This window comes from Mangrovimonas xylaniphaga (assembly GCF_001280435.1).
Lineage (GTDB): Bacteria > Bacteroidota > Bacteroidia > Flavobacteriales > Flavobacteriaceae > Mangrovimonas_A > Mangrovimonas_A xylaniphaga.
Genome location: NZ_LBIP01000013.1, coordinates 1,397,446 through 1,419,263, shown reverse-complemented (window position 1 = coordinate 1,419,263; position 21,818 = coordinate 1,397,446). Strand labels below are relative to the sequence as shown.

At 34.3% G+C, this 21,818-nt stretch carries 22 protein-coding genes; 21 read left to right on the top strand and 1 reads right to left on the bottom strand.

The window, feature by feature from the left end; translation table 11 throughout:
- Positions 1-4 precede the first annotated feature (4 nt).
- Positions 5-979: a DUF4837 family protein gene (locus ZA06_RS06310; RefSeq protein ID WP_053976529.1), complete on the top strand. Its 975-nt coding sequence runs from the start codon at positions 5-7 to the stop codon at positions 977-979.
- Between the two features lie 89 nt (positions 980-1,068).
- Here the strand turns inward: ZA06_RS06310 and ZA06_RS06305 are convergent, their stop codons facing one another.
- Positions 1,069-1,242, bottom strand: coding sequence for a twin-arginine translocase TatA/TatE family subunit (locus ZA06_RS06305; protein ID WP_053976528.1), 174 nt, complete (start codon positions 1,240-1,242; stop codon positions 1,069-1,071).
- A 115-nt stretch (positions 1,243-1,357) separates the two neighbouring features.
- On the opposite strand from ZA06_RS06305, the gene ZA06_RS06300 reads away from it, so the two are divergent.
- The 20 genes from ZA06_RS06300 to ZA06_RS06205 all read left to right on the top strand — a co-directional run bounded on the left by ZA06_RS06300 (position 1,358) and on the right by ZA06_RS06205 (position 21,804).
- A complete protein-coding gene (locus ZA06_RS06300) occupies positions 1,358-2,224 on the top strand; it encodes a M23 family metallopeptidase (protein ID WP_053976527.1) in 867 nt (288 codons plus the stop codon).
- The gene (locus tag ZA06_RS06295; protein WP_053976526.1) at positions 2,224-3,726 is read left to right on the top strand and encodes a GH3 auxin-responsive promoter family protein; all 1,503 of its coding nucleotides are present in this window, start codon (positions 2,224-2,226) and stop codon (positions 3,724-3,726) included. The genes ZA06_RS06300 and ZA06_RS06295 overlap by 1 nt, the downstream gene beginning before the upstream one ends.
- A 24-nt stretch (positions 3,727-3,750) precedes the next feature.
- On the top strand, positions 3,751-5,442 hold the full coding sequence (locus ZA06_RS06290) for a DUF6909 family protein (RefSeq protein ID WP_053976525.1): 1,692 nt from the start codon (positions 3,751-3,753) through the stop codon (positions 5,440-5,442).
- A gap of 12 nt (positions 5,443-5,454) precedes the next feature.
- On the top strand, positions 5,455-6,525 hold the full coding sequence (locus ZA06_RS06285; protein ID WP_053976524.1) for a YveK family protein: 1,071 nt from the start codon (positions 5,455-5,457) through the stop codon (positions 6,523-6,525).
- Positions 6,526-6,531: 6 nt separating this feature from the next.
- Positions 6,532-7,575, top strand: a complete 1,044-nt coding sequence (gene rfbB, locus ZA06_RS06280; protein ID WP_053976523.1) for a dTDP-glucose 4,6-dehydratase — start codon at positions 6,532-6,534, stop codon at positions 7,573-7,575.
- 2 nt (positions 7,576-7,577) lie between these two features.
- A complete protein-coding gene (gene rfbA, locus ZA06_RS06275) occupies positions 7,578-8,444 on the top strand; it encodes a glucose-1-phosphate thymidylyltransferase RfbA (RefSeq protein WP_053976522.1) in 867 nt (288 codons plus the stop codon).
- Positions 8,444-8,989, top strand: a complete 546-nt coding sequence (rfbC, locus tag ZA06_RS06270; RefSeq protein ID WP_053976521.1) for a dTDP-4-dehydrorhamnose 3,5-epimerase — start codon at positions 8,444-8,446, stop codon at positions 8,987-8,989. Before rfbA ends, rfbC begins: the two co-directional genes overlap by 1 nt.
- A complete protein-coding gene (rfbD, locus tag ZA06_RS06265; protein ID WP_053976520.1) occupies positions 8,986-9,840 on the top strand; it encodes a dTDP-4-dehydrorhamnose reductase in 855 nt (284 codons plus the stop codon). Before rfbC ends, rfbD begins: the two co-directional genes overlap by 4 nt.
- Positions 9,840-10,634 (top strand): 3'(2'),5'-bisphosphate nucleotidase CysQ, encoded by a 795-nt coding sequence (gene cysQ / locus ZA06_RS06260; protein WP_053976519.1) that lies wholly within the window; start codon positions 9,840-9,842, stop codon positions 10,632-10,634. Before rfbD ends, cysQ begins: the two co-directional genes overlap by 1 nt.
- Positions 10,635-11,063, top strand: a complete 429-nt coding sequence (locus ZA06_RS06255) for a DUF2061 domain-containing protein (protein WP_053976518.1) — start codon at positions 10,635-10,637, stop codon at positions 11,061-11,063. It abuts the gene before it with no gap.
- A 3-nt stretch (positions 11,064-11,066) separates the two neighbouring features.
- Positions 11,067-11,669, top strand: a complete 603-nt coding sequence (cysC, locus tag ZA06_RS06250) for an adenylyl-sulfate kinase (protein WP_053976517.1) — start codon at positions 11,067-11,069, stop codon at positions 11,667-11,669.
- Positions 11,662-12,567 (top strand): sulfate adenylyltransferase subunit CysD, encoded by a 906-nt coding sequence (gene cysD, locus ZA06_RS06245; RefSeq protein ID WP_053976516.1) that lies wholly within the window; start codon positions 11,662-11,664, stop codon positions 12,565-12,567. The genes cysC and cysD overlap by 8 nt, the downstream gene beginning before the upstream one ends.
- 54 nt (positions 12,568-12,621) lie before the next feature.
- The gene (gene cysN / locus ZA06_RS06240; protein ID WP_053976515.1) at positions 12,622-13,878 is read left to right on the top strand and encodes a sulfate adenylyltransferase subunit CysN; all 1,257 of its coding nucleotides are present in this window, start codon (positions 12,622-12,624) and stop codon (positions 13,876-13,878) included.
- A 112-nt stretch (positions 13,879-13,990) separates the two neighbouring features.
- Complete coding sequence (locus ZA06_RS06235; protein ID WP_053976514.1) at positions 13,991-15,532, top strand: aldolase catalytic domain-containing protein; 1,542 nt, start codon at positions 13,991-13,993, stop codon at positions 15,530-15,532.
- Between the two features lies 1 nt (position 15,533).
- A complete protein-coding gene (locus ZA06_RS06230; RefSeq protein ID WP_053976513.1) occupies positions 15,534-16,205 on the top strand; it encodes an acylneuraminate cytidylyltransferase family protein in 672 nt (223 codons plus the stop codon).
- Positions 16,206-16,227: 22 nt separating this feature from the next.
- A complete protein-coding gene (locus tag ZA06_RS06225) occupies positions 16,228-16,845 on the top strand; it encodes an HAD family hydrolase (protein WP_240472213.1) in 618 nt (205 codons plus the stop codon).
- Positions 16,846-16,922: 77 nt separating this feature from the next.
- Positions 16,923-18,269, top strand: coding sequence for an oligosaccharide flippase family protein (locus ZA06_RS06220; RefSeq protein WP_053976511.1), 1,347 nt, complete (start codon positions 16,923-16,925; stop codon positions 18,267-18,269).
- The gene (locus ZA06_RS06215; protein ID WP_053976510.1) at positions 18,269-19,255 is read left to right on the top strand and encodes a hypothetical protein; all 987 of its coding nucleotides are present in this window, start codon (positions 18,269-18,271) and stop codon (positions 19,253-19,255) included. Before ZA06_RS06220 ends, ZA06_RS06215 begins: the two co-directional genes overlap by 1 nt.
- Positions 19,233-20,552, top strand: a complete 1,320-nt coding sequence (locus ZA06_RS06210) for a hypothetical protein (protein ID WP_053976509.1) — start codon at positions 19,233-19,235, stop codon at positions 20,550-20,552. The genes ZA06_RS06215 and ZA06_RS06210 overlap by 23 nt, the downstream gene beginning before the upstream one ends.
- Positions 20,536-21,804 carry an O-antigen ligase family protein gene (locus ZA06_RS06205; protein ID WP_053976508.1) on the top strand — a complete coding sequence of 423 codons (1,269 nt, stop codon included), beginning with the start codon at positions 20,536-20,538 and terminating at the stop codon, positions 21,802-21,804. Before ZA06_RS06210 ends, ZA06_RS06205 begins: the two co-directional genes overlap by 17 nt.
- Positions 21,805-21,818: the final 14 nt, after the last annotated feature.

Here is a 21,818-nt window from a genome sequence, read left to right as displayed (position 1 = left end):
ATAAATGAAACACTTAGCCATTGTAGCTGTTTTAGCCACCCTTTTTTTTGGGTGTAAGGACGCTTCAAAAAACCAACGTTTAGTACCAGCATCATCAGGAAATCTTAATCATCTTACCGTTGTTGTAGACAATCTTCTTTGGGAAGATAAAGTTGGTGAAGCCATGCGTGATGTTTTGGCAGCACCGGTTCCAGGACTTGCCATTGACGAACCCTTGTTTACAATCAATCAATTGCCAACTCAGGTCTTTTCTGGGTTTACAACTAAAAGTAGGATTATTGTTAAGGTTGAAAAGGGGAAAGAAGCGGGTATAAAAGTGGGGCATGATGTGTTTGCAAAGCCTCAAACGGTGGTTTACGTTACAGGCACAACCAATGATGAAATTATTGAGCAATTGCAATCCCATTCCGAAGAAATTGTCAAAGCCTTAAAAGATGAGGAAATAAAGGAAAAGCAACGACGTATTAATTTATCCTTGTTTGATGATACTAGACTTAAGGAAGAATTGGGGGTGTCCTTAAAGCTGCCATCTGTGTATAGAATGGCCAAGGATGAAGATGGTTTCTTCTGGATTCGTAAGGACATTACTACCGGAACTATGGATTTAATGGTTTATGCAGTGCCATTAAGTATTTTAAGACCAGGCGATAGTTTGGCGATGGATGTAGTGAGAATGCGGGATTCGGTTGGGAAAACCCACATTGAAGGACGTTTGGAGGGCTCTTACATGAGTACTGAAAATAAATATGCACCTTTTGTTTTTGAATCTCAAATAGACAAGAAACCGACGATTGAAACCAAAGGGATCTGGGAGGTTAAAAATGATTTTATGGCAGGTCCATTTATCAACTACGCTATCGAGGATAGGGCTAAAAACAGATACGTAATTATTGAAGGGTATGCTTTTGCGCCTTCGGTAGATAAGAGAGATTATATGTTTGAATTGGAGGCAATCATCAGGTCGGCCAAAATTCAATAGAAAAGAAACTATAGCTTACAAAAAAAGCCAACTTGAAGAAGTTGGCTTTTTTTGAATTATAATAAGATTAAATTATCACTAAGAATAACTTAGGTTGTTTTATCCTCGTCCTCTTTGCTGGCATCTTTAAATTCCTTAATCCCACTTCCTAAACCTCTCATTAACTCAGGAATCTTTTTACCACCAAAAATTAATAAAACTACCACCGCAATTAAAACTATTTGTGGCCATCCAACAACTAATGGTAACATAAGTAAACTCATAACATAATATTTAGAACTGCAAATTTAATAATTAAACTTCAAATTGTACGTTTTAAACTAAACTTTAAGATTAAGCAAAAAGACTTGCACTTATTTTATTTAATTTTGTGTCATAATGACTACGAAAAAGAAAGAAAAGAAATTCACCAAAAAGCTACTGCACAAGTACCGTTTGGTCATATTAAACGAGGATACTTTTGAAGAGCGTTTTGCTATCAAGCTAACACGTTTGAATGTGTTTGTGATTGTGGCTATTTCCTCAATTTTGTTAATAGCGGCGACGACTTTATTAATTGCCTTTACGTCCTTAAGAGAATTTATCCCCGGATATTCTTCAGCAGCCTTAAAGAAAGAGGCTACAGAGCTTCATTACAAAACCGATTCTTTGCAACAGGTTATTACCATGAACGAGCGCTATTATAGCTCTATCAAAAAGGTCTTGACAGGAGATGTGAAAACGGAAGAGCTGAATAAGGATTCTATTATCAACGCGGTACAAAATGAAGTGAACACTGAAAGATTGGTGCCGAGTAAAGAAGATTCTCTTTTAAGGGAAAAAGTAGCAAAGGAAGACAAATACAATTTGTTTGAGTCGGCTATTTCGGCTACCAATTTTGTGCTGTTTCCTCCCGTGAGCGGAACAATTTCCGATGGTTATGATGTGGAGAAAAAGCATTATGCTGTAGATATTGTTGTAGCTAAAGATACCCCGGTGAAGGCCGCTGCAGATGGCACCGTAATTTTTGCTGAATGGACGGCAGAAACGGGTTATGTGGTTGTCTTGGAACATAGCCATGAATTGATTTCGGTTTACAAACACAATGGTGCGATTACCAAAGAACAAGGGGATTTGGTGAAAGGGGGAGAAGTGATTGCTATGGCCGGAAATATGGGAGAATACTCCACGGGGCCCCATTTACATTTTGAATTATGGAACAGAGGGTATCCGGTGAACCCAACTAACTTTATCGATTTTAACTAATGCTTTCAATAAAATCTGCCTTAGCCAAACCATTTGCAAAAAGAGTCAAAAAATCTGTGTTGAAATGGGCTAACAATCCCATTGAAACGCAACAAAAGGTGTTTAATGAATTGATTTCGGAAGCTGCTGGAACCCAATTTGGGAAAGACCATGATTTCGTCAGTATCAATTCTTATAATGACTTTAAGAAAAGAGTGCCTATTCGGGATTATGAAGCCTTAAAGAGCTATGTAGATAAAGTAGTTGCGGGAGAAGAAAATGTACTTTGGAAGGGAAAGCCGCTCTATTTTGCAAAAACTTCAGGAACGACTTCGGGGGCAAAATATATTCCATTAACAAAGGAAAGTATGCCAAGTCATATCGAGGCGGCTAGAAACGCTATCCTCATGTATATTGCTGAGACGGGCAATGCCAAATTTGTGGATGGCAAGATGATCTTTTTACAGGGTAGCCCAATTCTTAAGGAACAAAATGGTATTCAGTTGGGAAGATTGTCTGGAATTGTTGCGCACTATGTACCAAAATATTTGCAAAAAAACCGCATGCCTTCATGGGAAACCAATTGTATAGACGATTGGGAAACTAAGGTCAATGCTATTGTGGAAGAAACGCTTCCTGAAAATATGACGGTCATTTCAGGGATTCCTTCTTGGGTACAGATGTATTTTGAGAAGATTCAGGAAAAGACAGGAAAAAAGGTTGGAGATGTATTCAAAAACTTTGAGCTCTTTATTCATGGTGGCGTCAACTATGAACCTTACAGAGCAAAGTTTGAAAATTTAATAGGTAGAAAGGTGGACAGCATTGAACTGTTCCCAGCCAGCGAAGGCTTTTTTGCTTTTCAGGATAGCCAGAAGGAAAGGGGGATGTTACTCCAACTGAATTCGGGAATATTCTATGAATTCATTAAAGCGGATGATTTTTTTAATGACAATCCAGAACGTATCAGCATTGCCGATGTGGAATTGGGAGTGAATTATGTGATGATTGTGTCTACGAATGCCGGGCTTTGGGCCTATAATGTGGGAGATACAGTAACGTTTACCTCTTTAAAACCTTATCGCGTTATTGTTTCGGGAAGGATTAAGCATTTTATTTCGGCCTTTGGAGAGCATGTTATCGGTAAGGAAGTGGAGCAGGCGCTGAAAGAGGGAATGGAAGGAACTTCCTTTGAAATTTCAGAATTTACGGTTGCACCTCAAATTAATCCAGAAAATGGATTGCCTTATCATGAATGGTTTATTGAATTCGAAACTATTCCAGAGGATTTAACTTCTTTGGAAGCTAAAATAGATCAATCCCTTCAGCAGCAAAACACCTATTATTTCGATTTAATTGAGGGTAAAGTACTAAGGCCTCTTAAGATAACCGCTGTCAAAAAGAATGGGTTTACAGAATATATGAAGTCCATTGGGAAGTTGGGAGGCCAGAATAAAATTCCAAGATTGGCCAATGATCGGAAAATTGCGGATGCCTTGTATGGGCAGGGATTAACTAAATAGTCCTATATTTGTAGGTTAACAAGTATGGCAAACACAGCAAAAAGACACGAAAGAACTAGGGCTCAGGAGAGTTCCAGCGCTATTGAAAAAATGTACATCACGATGCGGCATTTGTTCAATAGGGGCTTCTATAAGCCTATGGGAGTTTCTGGAGAAACTCTTAGGGAGTCTCTGCTGTTGTTGCGTCCAGAAATTTATGGTTCTATTGCCGACGAAAAGGCAGAGTTGGAAGGCTTGCTTTATGTAATCGATAGATTGCCTTTAGGAATTGAAGAGTGTTCCTTTATAAATTTGACCAGTGATGAAGGTTATGGAAATTCACATTTTAAAGCGATCATTCCAGTCAAAAGAAGACGGAACTGTTACCGAATTGATGAGGAGCAGATGAACATTGAGATTACTAGAGGACGATCCGAAATATATGATATTCTCACTCACTTAACTTTTTTATTCGTTGAATCCCATAAGATTAGTAATCGGGTGCTTGTCGATGAACAAGGAACGACTACTAGGGATTGGGTGAAATTGGAAAAGGCTGTTTTGTCTGAAGAAAAACTGTCTCAAAAGGAAAGGGAAATTGCCATTACGCATACGGCCAATATTTTAGGAAGGACCTTTAATGAGATTACTGAAATCTATAATCAATTTGCTACATCTAAGCAACCAGACCGACTGTTGCATATCGTCTATTGGTTGGGGAAATTGGCTATTGAAGAAACGGTAAGTGATACCAAAAGAACAGTAACATTTTCTCCTGTTCTGAGAGAGCGTTTGGGACACCATATTCATGGCGAAATTTGGGCAGATGATATCAAGGCGGTTTTGATAGAAAACGAATTGTTGGATCGCCCTATTCACATCATAAGTGCCAATATGCACAGTGTGATGAATTCCCTGTTTACCCCGAGTGTTTTAAAAGGAAGTTTGGCCAAAAAGGACATTTTCGAGATTTATCAAGAACTGAGTAAGAAAGACAATGAATCCCTACGCAATAAAGTGAATAAGGAGGCGTTGCATCAAGGGATGTTATACATACCTGATAGTTCAGGAACCAATATTGATGTTCAGATATTTGATACTTCCAAGATGGATTTATCAAAGGTGGATATGCAATTAGATGAGCAGAAGCTCCAACGGGATAAACCTGTGATTGTGGTTATGGATTATGCCTTTGGAGAGCAGGCTTACGAAACTATGGATGAACTCTTGAAGCCAGTTATTATAGAGGATTATAAGAAGCATCTTAAAGTTGAATCCATCTCCATAATGGGGAAAGCTGGGATTTTGGAAGGCGGAAAAGGTGATATCATGATACCATCGGCTCATATATTTGAAGGAACTGCTGATAATTATCCTTTTGACAATGAATTATGTAAAAAGGATTTGGAAGGACATGGTATTAGCATTTACGAAGGCTCTATGATTACCGTATTGGGAACCTCTCTTCAGAACAAAGAGATTTTGAAATTCTTTTACAATTCCACATGGAATGTGATTGGTTTGGAAATGGAAGGGGCTCATTATCAAAAAGCCATTCAATCAGCATCTAAAGTAAGAGGGAATATTGGCAAGGATGTCAAAGTAACGTATGCTTACTATGCAAGTGATAACCCTTTAGAGACAGGGAGTACTTTGGCTTCTGGAGGATTAGGAACCTCAGGAGTCAAACCAACTTATTTAATAACAAGAAAAATACTGGAACAAATTTTAAATTAACATATCTAACTAATGAATAAAAACCTACCGGAAACTAACACTTCTGAAGAAGTGGATTTAGGACAATTGTTTACTCTTATAGGCAGTCTATTTACAAAGCTCTTTAACTTTATTGGTTCCATTTTCACTAAATTATTTTATCTATTTGTGGCTTTAGTATTTTTTATTAAGAAAAATATTTTAATCTTAATCAGTGCTGGTGTTATTGGACTCGGTTTTGGAATTTTTAAAGAAAAAACAAAGACGCCCGTATACTCGTCGAATGCCGTCATCAAACAAAATTATGATACAGGGGAAAGTTTATTCAATCTTTTAAATTATTACAATGATCTCATAATGGATAAGGATTTTCAATCTTTATCAGAAGCATTGAATATAACAATTGAAGAAGCAAGAAATATGGTATTCTTTAAAATGGAATCAGTCTTGAACAATAACCAAAAGTTAAAGGTCTATGATGAGTTTAAAAAGGAAATAGATTCAACATTAGCAGATTATATTGATTTTGAAAGGTTTTTGGATAATTCTTATGATTACGATTATGAATATCAGCGTCTTACAGTAAGTTCTACCCAAAAAAATTTACTAAAAAAGGTGCTGCCAGAGATTATAAAAAATATAGAGTCCATAGAATTCTTTAAAAATGAACAAAAAAAGGATTTAGATGAATTGAAATATCAGGAGGAAGTAATCATGGAGTCTTTGCGTGAATCCGATTCATTGCAGAAAGTTTATCATAAAGTTCTTGAAAAGATGAATGAAAATCCGAATTCTCAAACAAGTATTTTGATTGATAATACGGGAGATAAGAATTCAACAAAAGAATATGAATTGTTTAGTGATGACATTAAATTGAGAAGGGAGTTGGTGAGAATAAAAAGGGAAAAGGATGAAATTAATAAGATTGTAGAGGTTATTTCGAGTCAACAGGACGAGGGGATATTGACAAATTCTAAAGAACTCTTTAAATATAATCTTGGATATAAAAGTTTTTATAGTGTCTTATTGCTATTGTTGACTTTTTTGGTGTTAATTGGGTTAAGATTCCTAAATTACTTAGATCGATTTAAAGACAAAATATAAATAATAATGAATGTATTAATCACTGGGGGTGCTGGGTTTATAGGATCTCATGTTGTCAGACTTTTTGTGGAAAATTATCCTGAGTATCATATTTATAATTTGGATAACTTAACTTATGCTGGAAACCTTGAAAACCTGAAGGATATTGAAAGGCAATCAAACTATACATTTCTTAAGGCAGACATTACGGACGAGACCCATATTAATGAATTGTTTGAGACCTATAAGTTTGAAAGAGTAATTCATTTAGCGGCGGAATCACATGTTGATAGATCTATTACGGATCCATTGGCATTTGTAAAGACCAATGTAATTGGTACGATGATACTTTTGAATTCCTTTAAAAAATTATGGAGTAATAACTATGAAGGGAAATTATTCTATCATGTCAGTACTGATGAGGTTTATGGTACATTAGGAGTAACAGGGCTTTTTACAGAAAACACATCTTACGATCCTAATTCTCCATATTCAGCTTCAAAAGCCAGTTCCGACCATTTTGTAAGAGCTTATGGGGAAACTTATGGTATTCCTTATGTTATTACTAACTGTTCTAACAATTATGGACAGAACCAATTTCCAGAGAAACTCATTCCATTGTTTATCAACAATATTTTAGAAGAAAAACCGCTTCCTGTATATGGAGATGGAAACTATACTAGGGATTGGTTATATGTTCAAGATCATGCAAAGGCCATCGATTTGGTATTCCATAAATGTGCCTTGGGTGAAACTTATAACATTGGCGGCTTTAATGAATGGAAGAATATTGATTTGGTAAAATTGCTATGCCAACAAATGGATGAGAAATTGAACAAGCCTAAAGGAACTTCAGAGCAGCTTATTACTTTTGTAAAAGACCGTCCTGGGCATGATTTACGTTATGCCATTGATGCCTCTAAAATTAATAAAGAATTGGGATGGAAACCTAGTGTAACTTTTGAGGAAGGGTTGAGTAAGACTATTGATTGGTATTTGAATAATGACGAGTGGTTAAATCATGTTACTAGTGGCGAATATCAAACCTATTATCAAACTCAATATAACTAGATATGAAAGGAATTATTTTAGCAGGTGGTTCAGGCACAAGACTTCATCCGTTAACATTGTCGGTAAGTAAGCAGTTAATGCCTATTTATGATAAACCAATGATATATTATCCATTGTCTACGTTAATATATGCAGGCATCAATGAAATATTAATTATTTCAACTCCTAAAGATTTGCCGTTGTTTCAAGATTTACTAGGTAATGGTGAAAAGTACGGATGTCATTTCGAATATGCTGTTCAGGAGGAACCTAATGGCTTAGCTGAAGCATTCATCATTGGCGAAGATTTTATTGGTGAAGATAAAGTTGCTTTGATTCTTGGAGATAATATTTTTTATGGAACAGGCTTGTCGCAACTATTACAAAACAATAATGATCCCGATGGGGGCATTATTTATGCCTATAGAGTTCATGATCCGGAGCGTTATGGTGTAGTTGAGTTTGATGAAGAAGGTCAGGCTATTTCAATTGAAGAAAAACCCAATGAGCCAAAATCGAATTACGCTGTTCCTGGGATATATTTTTATGACAACCATGTTGTAGATATTGCCAAAAACATTAAGCCAAGTGCCCGAGGAGAATTAGAAATAACTGATGTCAACAAAGTGTATTTGGAACAAGGACGTTTAAATGTAAGTATTTTGGATAGAGGCACTGCGTGGTTGGATACAGGAACATTCCAATCCTTGATGCAGGCTTCGCAATTTGTTGAGGTTATAGAGGAACGACAAGGGCTAAAAATAGGGTCTATAGAGGCTGCTACTTTTGAAATGGGATTTATTGATGAAACACAATTCAAGGCATTGGCTGAGCCTCTTTTAAAGAGTGGCTATGGAAAGAATTTATTGGGATTGCTTAATAGAAAATAATGAGGGTAGAGGAAACCAATTTGAAGGGATGTTTTATAATTCATCCAACAGTATTTGAAGATAAAAGGGGATTTTTCTTAGAGAGTTTTAATCAAGAAAGGTTTAATAAGGCTATTGGTAAAAATATAACCTTTGTTCAGGATAATGAATCTTTTTCTACAAAAGGTGTATTAAGAGGATTACACTATCAAACAGGAGATCATGCACAGGCCAAATTGGTACGTGTTATAAAAGGTAGAGTGTTGGATGTGGCAGTTGATATTAGGCTAGATTCTCCAACTTACGGAGAACATGTAGCTGTTGAATTGTCAGAAGAGAACAAAACACAACTTTTTGTGCCAAGAGGGTTTGCCCATGGCTTTGTGGTGTTAAGCGAAACCGCTATTTTCTCATACAAGTGCGATAATTTTTATAATAAGGCTTCCGAGGGAGGAATAATTTACAATGATCCTAGTTTAAATATAGATTGGCAATTATCCAATGAAGAATTGATTGTATCTGAAAAGGATGCTGTTTTACCAATTTTAGAAAAGGCGTTGATATGAAAACCATTTTGGTTACGGGAGGTAATGGACAATTGGCAACATGCATTAAAGATTTAGAACAATCAATAAATGGTTTTGAATTCATTTATGTAGATAGTTCGGAGTTGGATATTTCGAAAGAAGATCAAGTAAATTGTTTCTTTTCAGAAAATACAATTGATTGGTGTATCAATTGTGCAGCCTATACAGCTGTTGATAAAGCGGAAAATGATAAAGACAAGGCATTTGAAGTTAACGTTTTGGGAACAAAATATTTGGCTAGGGCTTGTGAAGAGCACGGTGCAAAGATTATTCATATTTCAACCGATTTTGTGTTTGGTGGTGATGCTTGCTTTGGCTATTGTGAAACTAATGCAACAAACCCCATAGGTGTTTATGGAGCGACAAAGCTTCAAGGGGAACAAGAATTAGAAAAGCTTCTTGAAAGACATTTCATTTTTAGAACTTCTTGGCTGTATTCGGAACATGGACATAATTTCATGAAAACGATGTTGCGTCTTTCAGAATCCAAAACGGAATTGAATATAGTTGCAGATCAAATTGGAACTCCAACATACGCTAAGGATTTGGCTGCAGTACTTTTGGAAGTAGTTTCTTCTAATAGTGAAGCCTACGGTTTATATCATTTTAGCAATGAAGGTGTAACTAGTTGGTATGATTTTGCACACGCTATTTTTGACATTAGTGAAAGAGAAATTGAGGTTTTTCCAATCAAATCTGAAGATTATCCAACGCCAGCCAAACGGCCTCATTTTAGTGTTTTGGATAAGACTAAGGTGAAGAGTACATTCAACATAAAAATACCTCATTGGAGGGATAGTTTAAAAGAAGCTATAAAACAAATAGATTAATGAAAGAACTTTTAGAAACAGCAATAAAAGCTTCCTTGAAAGCAGGTAAAGCAATTATGGAAATTTACGATTCCAAAATTGAAGTTGAATACAAGGAAGACGAATCTCCCCTTACGGAGGCTGATAAACGTTCCAATAGTGTTATCAATTCATTTTTGATACCTACCCAAATTCCTATTATCAGTGAAGAGAATAAACAAGTTGACTTTGAAATAAGAAAGGATTGGTCTACTTGTTGGGTGGTTGATCCTGTAGATGGCACCAAAGAGTTTATAAAGCGTAATGGTGAGTTTACTGTGAATATTGCATTGGTAAAGGAAGGAAAGCCTGTGTTGGGAGTTATTTATGTTCCTGCAGAACAAACCATTTACTATGCCGATGTAGATTCCAAAAAGGCCTTTAAGGCAAAACTGGAATCCCATATTACCGATGTTGAAACAGTGTTTGAATTGGCCACTCCTTTAAAACCTAAAACTAAAGATTCGGATGTTGTTGAGGTTGTAGGAAGTCGATCGCATATGAATCAAGATACTTTGGATTTTGTTGAAAGTTTAAAGGCTGAAGGTATAAATGTGGAGATAGTTTCAAAGGGAAGTTCATTAAAGTTTTGTTTGGTTGCAGAGGGAGCGGCGGATGTTTATCCTCGTTATGCTCCAACAATGGAGTGGGATACAGCGGCGGGACAGGCCATTTGCAATGCTGTAGGATTGCAGGTCATTTCAAAGGAAACCAATGAGTCTTTGCAGTATAACAAGGAAAATTTGTTAAATAGCTATTTCTTGGTTAGCAAATAGATGAAGGACACCTCATACAAAAGACATATAGCTAAAACGGTTACTTGGAGACTTGTTGGTACCATTGATACGATACTACTATCATGGATTATCTCTGGAGACCCTTTAATTGGTCTACAGATTGGTATTTATGAAGTTATTACCAAAATGGTCTTGTACTTTTTACATGAACGGGTTTGGTTTAAAGTTAACCTTTCCAAAGATGGGAAGATTCTAGAGAGCAGAAAGCGTCATATAGCAAAGACGATTACTTGGCGCATGGTTGGGACTATAGATACAATGACATTAGCTTGGATAGTAACTGGAAATCCCCTAACAGGTTTTAAAATTGCGTCTGTTGAAGTTGTTACCAAAATGCTATTGTATTATTTGCATGAGCGTACTTGGTACAAAATTAATTTTGGACTTCCAAAAAGAACTAATGAATAGGATATGAAAGAGAACATCATTGCCCACGATTATCAGATTTCAGTTGAAGACAGAAGAAATTCTAATAACCATAATTCTTTTTTATTGTGGTTCACGGGACTGTCAGGCTCAGGAAAATCTACCATTGCTAATGTAGTTGAACAGCGATTGTTTAAAAATGGAATCAAAACCTATACATTGGATGGTGATAACATTAGAAAAGGCTTGAATAATGACCTTACTTTTTCACCTGAAGACCGAACCGAAAATATTCGCCGAATAGCCGAGGCAGCCAATTTAATGGTGGATGCCGGTTTAGTGGTTTTAGCAGCCTTTGTATCACCCTATAAAAAAGATAGGGAAAACATCAAGAGAGTCCTCAAAGATGTTAACTTTGTTGAGGTTTATATCAACACTAGCGTTGAAGAATGTGAACGCCGTGATGTTAAGGGACTTTATAAAAAGGCGAGGGCAGGAGAAATCAAAAATATGACCGGAATTTCAGCTCCTTATGAAGCTCCAGAAAATCCGGATATTGAAATATTAACAGAAAAAGAATCAGTTGAAGCAGCCGCCCAACGGATTATTGATTACATAACACCTAAATTACAGCTCAACAATGAGTAAGTACTATTTAAATTACCTGGACGAATTAGAAAGTGAAGCCATTTTTGTGCTACGTGAAGTTTGGGCACAATTTCAGAACCCAGTAATTTTATTTTCTGGAGGAAAGGATTCCATAGTGGTAACCCATTTGGCACGAAAGGCATTTCACCCCTGTAAGGTGCCATTTTCTTTAATGCACGTTGATACAGGACACAACTTTCCTGAAACCATAAAATTCCGAGACGATTTAATAAAAGAATTGGGTGTAAACCTGATTGTAGGATCAGTACAGGAATCTATTGACCAAGGACGCGTTGCAGAAGAACGTGGTAAAAATGCCACTAGAAATGCCCTTCAAATAACCACTTTGTTGGATGCCATAGAAGAACACAAAGTAGACTGTGCTATTGGAGGTGGACGTCGTGATGAAGAAAAGGCAAGAGCTAAGGAGCGTTTCTTTTCACATAGAGATGATTTTGGACAATGGGACCCTAAGAACCAACGTCCAGAGCTGTGGAACATTTTCAATGGAAAGTACTTCGAAGGAGAACATTTTAGAGCGTTTCCAATTAGTAACTGGACTGAAATGGATGTTTGGAATTACATCAAGCGAGAAAATATTGAAATTCCGTCATTGTACTATGCTCATGAAAGAGAGGTGATTTGGCGTAATAATTCTTGGATTCCTAATTCTGAATTTTTGATTGTTGAAGAACACGAAGAAATTGTAACCAAGAAAATCCGTTTTAGAACTTTAGGAGATATTACCATTACGGGAGGTATTGAAAGTGATGCGGATACGTTGGAAAAAATTGCTTTGGAAGTTTCGGCTATGCGCCAAACAGAAAGAGGTAACCGAAGTGACGATAAGCGTTCCGAAACGGCTATGGAAGACCGTAAACGTCAAGGATATTTTTAAAAATTAAAGTATTACTGAAGAAAATTCAGTATTCAAATAAAGAAACAATAAAAGATGTTAGATAGCAATCAATTATTACGTTTTACAACTGCTGGAAGTGTAGATGATGGGAAAAGTACCTTGATAGGAAGACTTTTGTACGATTCAAAATCCATTTTTGAAGACCAGCTGGAAGCCATTGAAAATACAAGTAGGAAGAAGGGACATGAAGGTGTTGACTTAGCCTTGTTTACTGATGGATTACGCGACGAACGCGAGCAAGGAATTACCATTGATGTAGCCTATAGATATTTTACTACACCAAAGCGTAAGTTTATTATCGCTGACACACCAGGGCATATTCAATACACTCGAAATATGGTTACGGGAGCTTCAACAGCCAATGCGGCCATTATTTTGGTGGATGCCAGACATGGTGTTATTGAGCAGACGAGACGTCATTCATTCATTGCTTCACTATTACAGATTCCGCATGTGATTGTTTGTATTAACAAAATGGATCTGGTGGATTATTCTGAAGAGGCGTATAATAATGTTATTACTCAGTTTGAAGATTTCTCTTCTAAAATGTTGGTAAAGGATGTTCGTTTTATTCCAATTTCTGCGCTTTTAGGAGATAATGTTGTGAATAGATCTGAGAATATGGATTGGTATCAAGGTGCCCCTTTGTTGCATACCTTGGAAACCTTGCACATCAGTAGCGATGTGAATAAAGTGGATGCCCGCTTCCCGGTACAGACTGTTTTGAGGCCACAGAGTGATGATGACAATAGAGATTATAGAGGCTATGCTGGTCGTGTTGCCAGTGGTGTATTTAGAGCAGGAGATGAGGTTACAGTGATGCCTTCTGGATTTACTTCTAAAATCAAAAGCTTGGATACATTTGATGGTTCCGTAGAAGAGGCCTTTGCGCCTATGTCCATTTCTATGACTTTGGAAGATGATATTGATATTAGTAGAGGAGATATGATTGTACGTTCCAATAATATGCCTGAGGCCTCTCAGGACATCGAGGTGATGCTTTGTTGGTTAAACAATAGTGCAGCCAAACCAAGGGCGAAATACACAATTAAACACACCTCAAATGACCAAAAGGCAATGATCAAGGAAATTGTTTATAAAATAGACATCAATACCTTGGCGAGAAACGAAGAGGACAAGGAGCTAAATATGAATGATATATCCAAAGTTAAAATACGTACTACAAAGCCTTTAATGGTGGATTCTTATCGGGAAAATAGAGCAACAGGAAGCATCATTTTAGTAGATGATGCAACCAATGAAACTGTTGCTGCCGGGATGGTGGTGTAGGATGTAGTTTTTTTGATTGAGTTAAAGGGTTTTGTTTTTAGAAAGGGATTACACTTATCATATTGTTTTTTGTGATTGAAAGTATAATTCCTTAGAATTATTAGAAAATTGTATGATTTTACTCGAATGTACCCTTCGAGATGGGGGGTATTATACTAATTGGGATTTTGATGAAGCATTGGTCGAGGAATATGCCATTGCCATGGAAAATTTACCAATAAATTATGTTGAAGTTGGCTACAGAAGCATTCCTTTGAAAGGATATTTAGGCCAGTATTATTATTGTCCTGAATATGTATTAAGGCAGCTGAAAACATTAATGCCATCTAAGGAGTTGACAATCATTTTAAATGAGAAGGATATTCGAGTTGAGCATGTGCAAAATGGTTTGTTGGAAAGTGCAAAACCATACGTGTCCATGGTGAGAATGGCAATTGATCCAAAAAATATTTTAAGGGCAATTGAATTGGCTAAGGTGGTGAAAGCTGAAGGATTTAAAGTAGCATTCAATGTTATGTATATGTCCAATTGGAAGAATGACGGTTCTTTTTTGGATTCGCTCGAAGGTTTGGAGAATACTGTTGATTATTTTTATATGGTAGACTCTTATGGAGGTGTAATGCCAGAGGATGTTAAGGAAATAGTTCAGTTGGTAAAGTCTAAAACTCAAGTGCCTTTAGGGTTTCATGGCCATGATAATTTAGAAATGGCTTTGATTAATACCATTACAGCTTTGCAGGAAGGATGTGAAATTGTAGATGCCACGATTACAGGAATGGGTAGAGGAGCAGGTAACCTAAAAACAGAGTTATTGCTGACATATCTTGAGAGCTCAAGAAAATTACCGGTTTCTTATAGATATTTAAGTAAAGTGGTTCATGAGTTTGAAGAACTTAGAAAGCAATATCAATGGGGGACTAGTTTGCCGTATATGTTTTCTGGTGCCAAATCGTTACCTCAAAAACAAGTGATGGAATGGGTGGGGATGAACCGATACCCACTTGGCCATATTATTAACGCATTGAATAATCAAAAACAGGAGTTAGAGGATAACTTGAAATTACCGGTTTTAGAAAAGTCTAATAGTTATGCAAAGGCAATTATTCTTGGTGGAGGGAAAACAGCTAGAGACCATAAAGTGGCTATTCAGAAATTTCTTGAAAACCCACAAAATGAGGCAATACTCATTCATGCAGGGGCAAGAAATATTAAAGAATATGCTAGTGTAGCTTGTGACCAAGTTTTTGGTTTGGTAGGTTCTGAAAGTGATAAAATTTTAAAGGAGATTCCAAACGGTGCTACTGCTACAATCACTTGTGTGTATCCCCCATTTCCAAGACCTATGGGAACCTCGATTTCAGAAGATATTTATAAGTTGGCCAAGGAACTTCACAGTATTGAATTTACGAAAGTTACTACCGATTCTCCTATGGCAATTGCTATACAAGCGGCCATAGATTTAGGAGCAGAGGAGTTATACTTTGTAGGGTTTGATGGATACGATGTGAACATGAATCAAAACCAATTCGTGATTGCTAATGAAAATCAACAAGTCATTGATGATGCCGTCAATATTGAAAGTGTTACAATAAAGACTTTTACGCCTACAAAATATCAAAATTTGGAAGTAGTTTCATTATATAGTTTTTTGTGAAATGACGGTATTTCTTCCATGTAGATCTGGCAGTCAAAGAATTCCCAATAAAAACACTAAGGATTTTGCAGGAATAAAAGGAGGCTTGTTAACGATTAAGCTTAAAACGCTTTTGAATGTTTCAAATATTGATAAAATAGTAGTGTCTAGTAACGATTTTGAAGTAATTAGAATTGCGAAATCATTTAATAGTTCGAAAATCGAAATAGATTTTCGACCAGAGCACTTGGCGACTTCTGAAACAAGTACCGATGAATTAATAAATTATGTGCCTACTATTATAGATGATGAACATATTCTTTGGACACATGTAACATCTCCTTTTATTGCGGAAGTTACTTTTGAAAGAGCTATAGAGAAGTTTTTTATTGAAGATCAGTTTGACAGTTTGATGACAGTCAATAAAATTCAGACTTTTTTATGGGATGAGAATGGACCTATAAACTATGATAGAGATGTTGAAAAATGGCCAAGAACTCAAACACTTCCATTGATTTTTGAAGTCAATAGTGGATTTTTTATAAATACACGACAAAATTATATTAAATATGGGGATAGAATAGGAAAACACCCTTTTTTGTATGTGACTAATGGTTTTGAAAGTGTGGATATAGATTGGCCGGATGACTTTTTATTGGGAGAAATGATTTATAGGCACAAATTTGTAAACTAGGCAGAATTAAATGAAGACTATAATGAAGACTATATTGTGGGATTTTGATGGTGTTATTTTAGATTCTATGTCAGTTAGGGATTGGGGGTTTGAAGAAATATTTAAAGACTTCTCAAGTGATCAGGTATCGCAATTAATGAAATATCATAGAATCAATGGAGGGCTTTCTCGTTATGTGAAAATTAGGCACTTCTATGAAGAAATTTTAGGTAAAGAGATTTCGGAAGCAGGAGTCATGGCATATGCAAAGGAGTTTTCTGGATTAATGAAGCAAGAGCTGACCAACCCTAAGAATTTGATAGTGGATTCGGTAAATTTTATCAAAGAGAATTACCAAAAATATAATTTTCATATTGTTTCTGGATCAGATCAAGAAGAGCTTAGATTTCTATGCAAAGAATTGGGTTTAACTCCTTATTTTATTTCTATTCACGGTTCTCCCACTCCAAAAAAGCAATTAGTTAAAAATTTGTTAGAACAATACAGATATCAAAGAAGCTGCATTTGTTTGATAGGAGATTCTATAAATGATTTGGAAGCTGCTCAAAGCAATGATATTACCTTTTATGCATATAACAATATATCTTTAAAGGCGAGAGCCCATAACTATATAGAGGCCTTTAGTGAGGTTGTCATTTAAAAGAATAGCTCGTTTTGATCAAAAAAATAATTAGTCATTCCTTCATTTACGCTATTTTACCAAAACTTCCCATTTTAATGGGGTTTTTAATATTACCATTTATAACACCTTTTCTAACAAATGTAGATTATGGAATATATGGTATAATCTTTTCTTTAGTTACAGGAATCACGGTTATTAAGACTTTAGGTTTAGAAATAATTCTAATGAATAGTTTTATTCATCATTCTCACGGGAGAGGATTCAAAATTATTTGGAATGAAATACAAGGGTTTATTTTTTGCTGGGCTATTGTATTAGGAGTAATAACAAGTTTCTTGTTGTATTTTATCCTTCCTGTTGAAGCGGCTAAAAATATTGGAAAAGTAATAGCTCTAACGATAGCTCCAATAATATTTTATTCTTCAATTCAAATCATTTCTCAAAAATATTATCAGTTAGCAGAGCAACCAATTCAGATAGGTATTAGAGCCTTATTTTTTGGAATTATGACAGTTGGTCTTAATTATTATTTTATAGCAATTTTAAGGTTAGGATATTTAGGTTGGATATGGAGTAATTTTATTTCTGAAACCTTTATGTTTCTTTCTTTGATATATCCTATATGGATAAAATTAAGGTTGTTACCTAATTTTTTGTTTCGAAAAGCCGCTCTTAAAAAGCATTTAAAGTTATCATTGCCTTTAGTGCCACATACCAGTGCTTTTTTCTTACTCGATTTTTCAGATAGGTTAGTTATGTTAAAATTGAATGTAAGTACAGCGAATATTGGTGCTTATGATTTTGCTTATAAATTTGCTGGCTATGCTCGAGTTTTTTCAGAAAGTATCCATCAAGCGTCAACACCTCTCTTGATAAAAGATTTTAAGAGAAATAATAAAACAGATTTTTTAAAAAGCATAATCTTTCTAGAAAACTATGTTGTCATGTTTGTTTCATTTTTATTAGCCTTATGGCTAAAGGAAATTTTTCATTTAATGGTAAAAAATGATGATTTGGTTAATTCATATAGAATAGGGGTAATTTTAACTATGTCATATGCTTATAAACCTATGTATACAGCAATGGCAGCTGTTTTTTATTATTATGAAAAAACAAAGGAATTTTGGAAAATTTCATTTATTGCAGGAATAGTAAATATTATTCTTAACGTTATTTTGATTCCAATTTATGGTTATGAAGTAGCAGTCATTACAACATTTTTTGCATTCTTATTTATAGGTTATGCAGGTTTTTATATTACTAAATTTAAAGAACTGTACCCCTATGAATTTTACCCATTGAGGTGGATTTTTTATACGTGTTTACTATTGGTAACTTGTTATTTATTTAAAGATTCTGGGGTTGTAACAAAAGCACTATTAACTATGCTAGTTTTAATATTCACATTAATAAATACTTTTAAAATTTTAAAGAGGCTTTAATGACAAACATTATTTTTCATTACCTAGGCAGACTTTCATCTCTTCTATTTTTGATAAAGAATCAAAATATTTTTGGAACCAAAGAAGGGAGGGAATTTTTACAAATGTATTCTGAATCTGAGGTAAAGCAGCTGTTTTTTAAGGTGCATGCTAAATTGAAAAGGTATAAGAATGTAACTAGTTATGTTGATAAGAAGAAGAAATCTGATACCGTATTCATTCTAGGTAGTGGAGAATCTATTAATGAATTAACAAAAAAGGACTGGGAAGAAATTAAAAGAAATAATATAATAGGACTTAATTATTCTTTTGTCCATCCTGTTATTCCTGATTACCATTTAATGGAGATGATACCATTAAGGGAGATGCAATCTTTCTTTTGTGATGTGACTAAAGATAGGTTTACAAATGTAGATATGTTTTTTCAATACAAGCATGTAATTAAAAGTGGATTTGATTTGAGTACATATGGACATAAAAAAAATATGTATGTGCATATACCTAAATTACTACCAACTATTTATCCAGGTGTTCTTGAAAAGTATTTAAATAATCTCTTTTCTAAAAAGGGGGGATTAACAATGCAATCTCTTGTCCACCATAATAGTCATATAGGCTGTGCTGTAATGTTTGCCCAGGCTTTAGGTTACAAAAAAATTGTAATGCTTGGAATCGATTTGAATGGAGGAAACTACTTTACTAACTCTGAAATTAAAAGTGATTGTTATCCACATGAGAAAATATATGATAAAATAAATATTTTAAGGACACGGCATTTTGATAACGTTAAGGAATTCAAAAATAACATACACCCAACGGTAGATAAAAACCTGATGAAAGATAGGGGAGGGGTGACAATGGAGGACTATTTTAAGGTTTATCAAAATGTTATTTTAAGAAATTCCAATTGTCACTTGTATGTTGGTAGTCACAATTCAACTTTAGCTAAAATACTACCAGTTTATGACTTTGAATGTAATAAATAAGTTTTCCAAAGTTCACAAAAGTCCTAAGAATTGGCAAATAGATTTTCCTTTTCTAATTTTTTTGATTTTGGCCGTACAAGGAAATCTTCAATTGAAACTTCTAGGTTTAATTTTTATCCTTTTATATAGAACAAAAGCTTTTTTAACAGTTCATTATCTTAATTTATTTTATTTCACAATAATTCTCTATCATATTTTATATGGGAGTTTCAATTTGTTTTTTGAAACTTTTTCATATTTACCTAGTTATTTGATGGTGCTTTTTTTCTGGGTTTTTAGTTTTTGTGCCTTGGCTCAAATAAGTTTTTTCTTTAAAATAAATGACCCGATTAAAATTGAAAAAACAATTAATTTGTTCTTTTATTTCAATATTTTTTTTGTTGTAATACAATATATTTTAATTGTTTTCGAATTTAAATCGATTAACCCATATAGTGTTTCTAATTCGGCAGGAGACTTTATTAAATCTATTTATAGTAACTCATCTGTTAATTTAATAGTCATGTCTTTCTTCTGTTTAATGTATTTCATGAAAAAGGAATGGAAGAAAGCTTTGGCTGCTACAATTGTTCTAATAATGACTACCTATATGAGTGGTTTAGTTATTTTTTTAGGTCTGCTATTGGTTAGTATTTATTTCTTTTCTAAGATACAATTGAAATACAAATTTTTAATTCTTCTTTTTGGAATAGGTTTTTTATTTATTTTTAAAGAGATATCCCCAACCAATGTTACATATGCTTCGAGATATATAACGAGAATTATTAAAAATGATGAAAATACACCATATAAAATAAAATCGTTTTGGCAAACCTTTGATTATTGGACTAGCTCTGTTGACTCCTTTATCTTTGGTGCGGGGGGGGGGAATTTTTCTTCAAGAACTGCATTTATAACTTCCGGTGATTATGTAAGTTGGTATCCTAACTCTATAAGCTATGTATCACCCGAGTTTGGAGATCATCATTTTGGAATATGGAAACATGATTTTAGAAATCCCTGGGATAATATTAATAATACTGCAAACCAACCATTTTCATTCTATAATAAAATTATTGGAGAGTATGGTCTGGTTGGGATATGCTTATTCTTGGTTTTTTATATTAATTTTTTTGTTAGAAATGGTAAGTATCTTACCTATTCTAAGTTTATGCTGATTGTTTTACTAGGGTATTTCTTGTTAGATTACTGGTATGAATATTTCTCGATAATCATAATTTTTGAATTATTGGTATTCAATGATTATTATTTGAATAAAGGTTCTAAATCGAAGATAAATTATGAAATGGGCAATTAAGATTGATTTTTGGAAAGGTATAGTTTTCAAATATGAAAATTTATTTTATTTGTTTCCTTTAGCAATATTTCTTCCAATGATTTTTACTAATATCTTAACTATTTTGATGTTAGTAATGATTATTAAAGAGAGTAGCTTTTCTAGATGGAGTTTTATTTTAAGACAAGATTACGTATTACTTTTTCTTTTTTTCTATGCTTTAATTTTTCTAGGTTTTTTTTATGACATTCCAATAAATGGAATTACCAATGATCTTGAAAAGAAGTTATCCTTTGTTATTATCCCTATTGCAATGGTTTTCATAAAACCAGATTATCTAGCCAGGAGAAAGATATTAATGGTTTTCTTTTATGCAGGCTTTGTCGCAGCTTCTATATGTTTTTTATTTGCAATCAAAGATTATTTATCAGTTAATGATACATCCACGTTTGTAAATCACGGATTTTCTATGCACATAAATTTACATGCAACTTATTTGAGCATGTATTTGTTGTTTTCCTTGTCATATCCAATATTTTATTATCGAAGTGTTACTGAACTAAGAATTAGGAGAATCCTTTTGTTTATGAGTGCAGTAACATTTTTTTACATTATTTTATTGTCATCCAGAATTGTATGGCTATTGACCTTTATTACATTGGTAGTTTTATTGGTTCATTTGGTATGGAAATTTCCATACTTAAGAAAGAAAGTTCTATTGGTTGCCATAACCATAACAGGGCTGTCCCTAATTTTGTTCTTTACAAAACCATTAAATCAAAGATTACTTGAATCTTTTAATTATAACAATAACTATAATATTGAAAAAGTCTGGGGTGGTAGAGGTGTTAGATTTTTAATATGGGATAGTTGTATTGATTTACTAAAAAGCAAGCCTTTGTTTGGTTATGGGTCATCAAAAATGGTTCAGAATGAACTTAATAAGCTATATATTGAAAAGGATTATGGCCCTTTACTGTATATGATGAATAAGCTTGGTAAAGTTTTCAACCCTCATAACCAATATTTAGAGGAAATACTCAAGTTTGGAGTCATTATAGGTATGTATTTCTTATTTATATTGTTATTGTCTAGTTGGGTGTTTCTTAAAAATAAAAATTTTCTTGGTCTATTTTTGGTGTTTATTCTTTTTGGTGTTTCAATAACAGAAACAATTCTAGAGTTAAATAAGGGTATCGTATTTTTTTCCTTTTTTTTGCCTTTGGTTTGGAAAGATTTGTCAAAAAGTCAAACCAATGTGCTTAATAATTAGAGATATTTTATTAG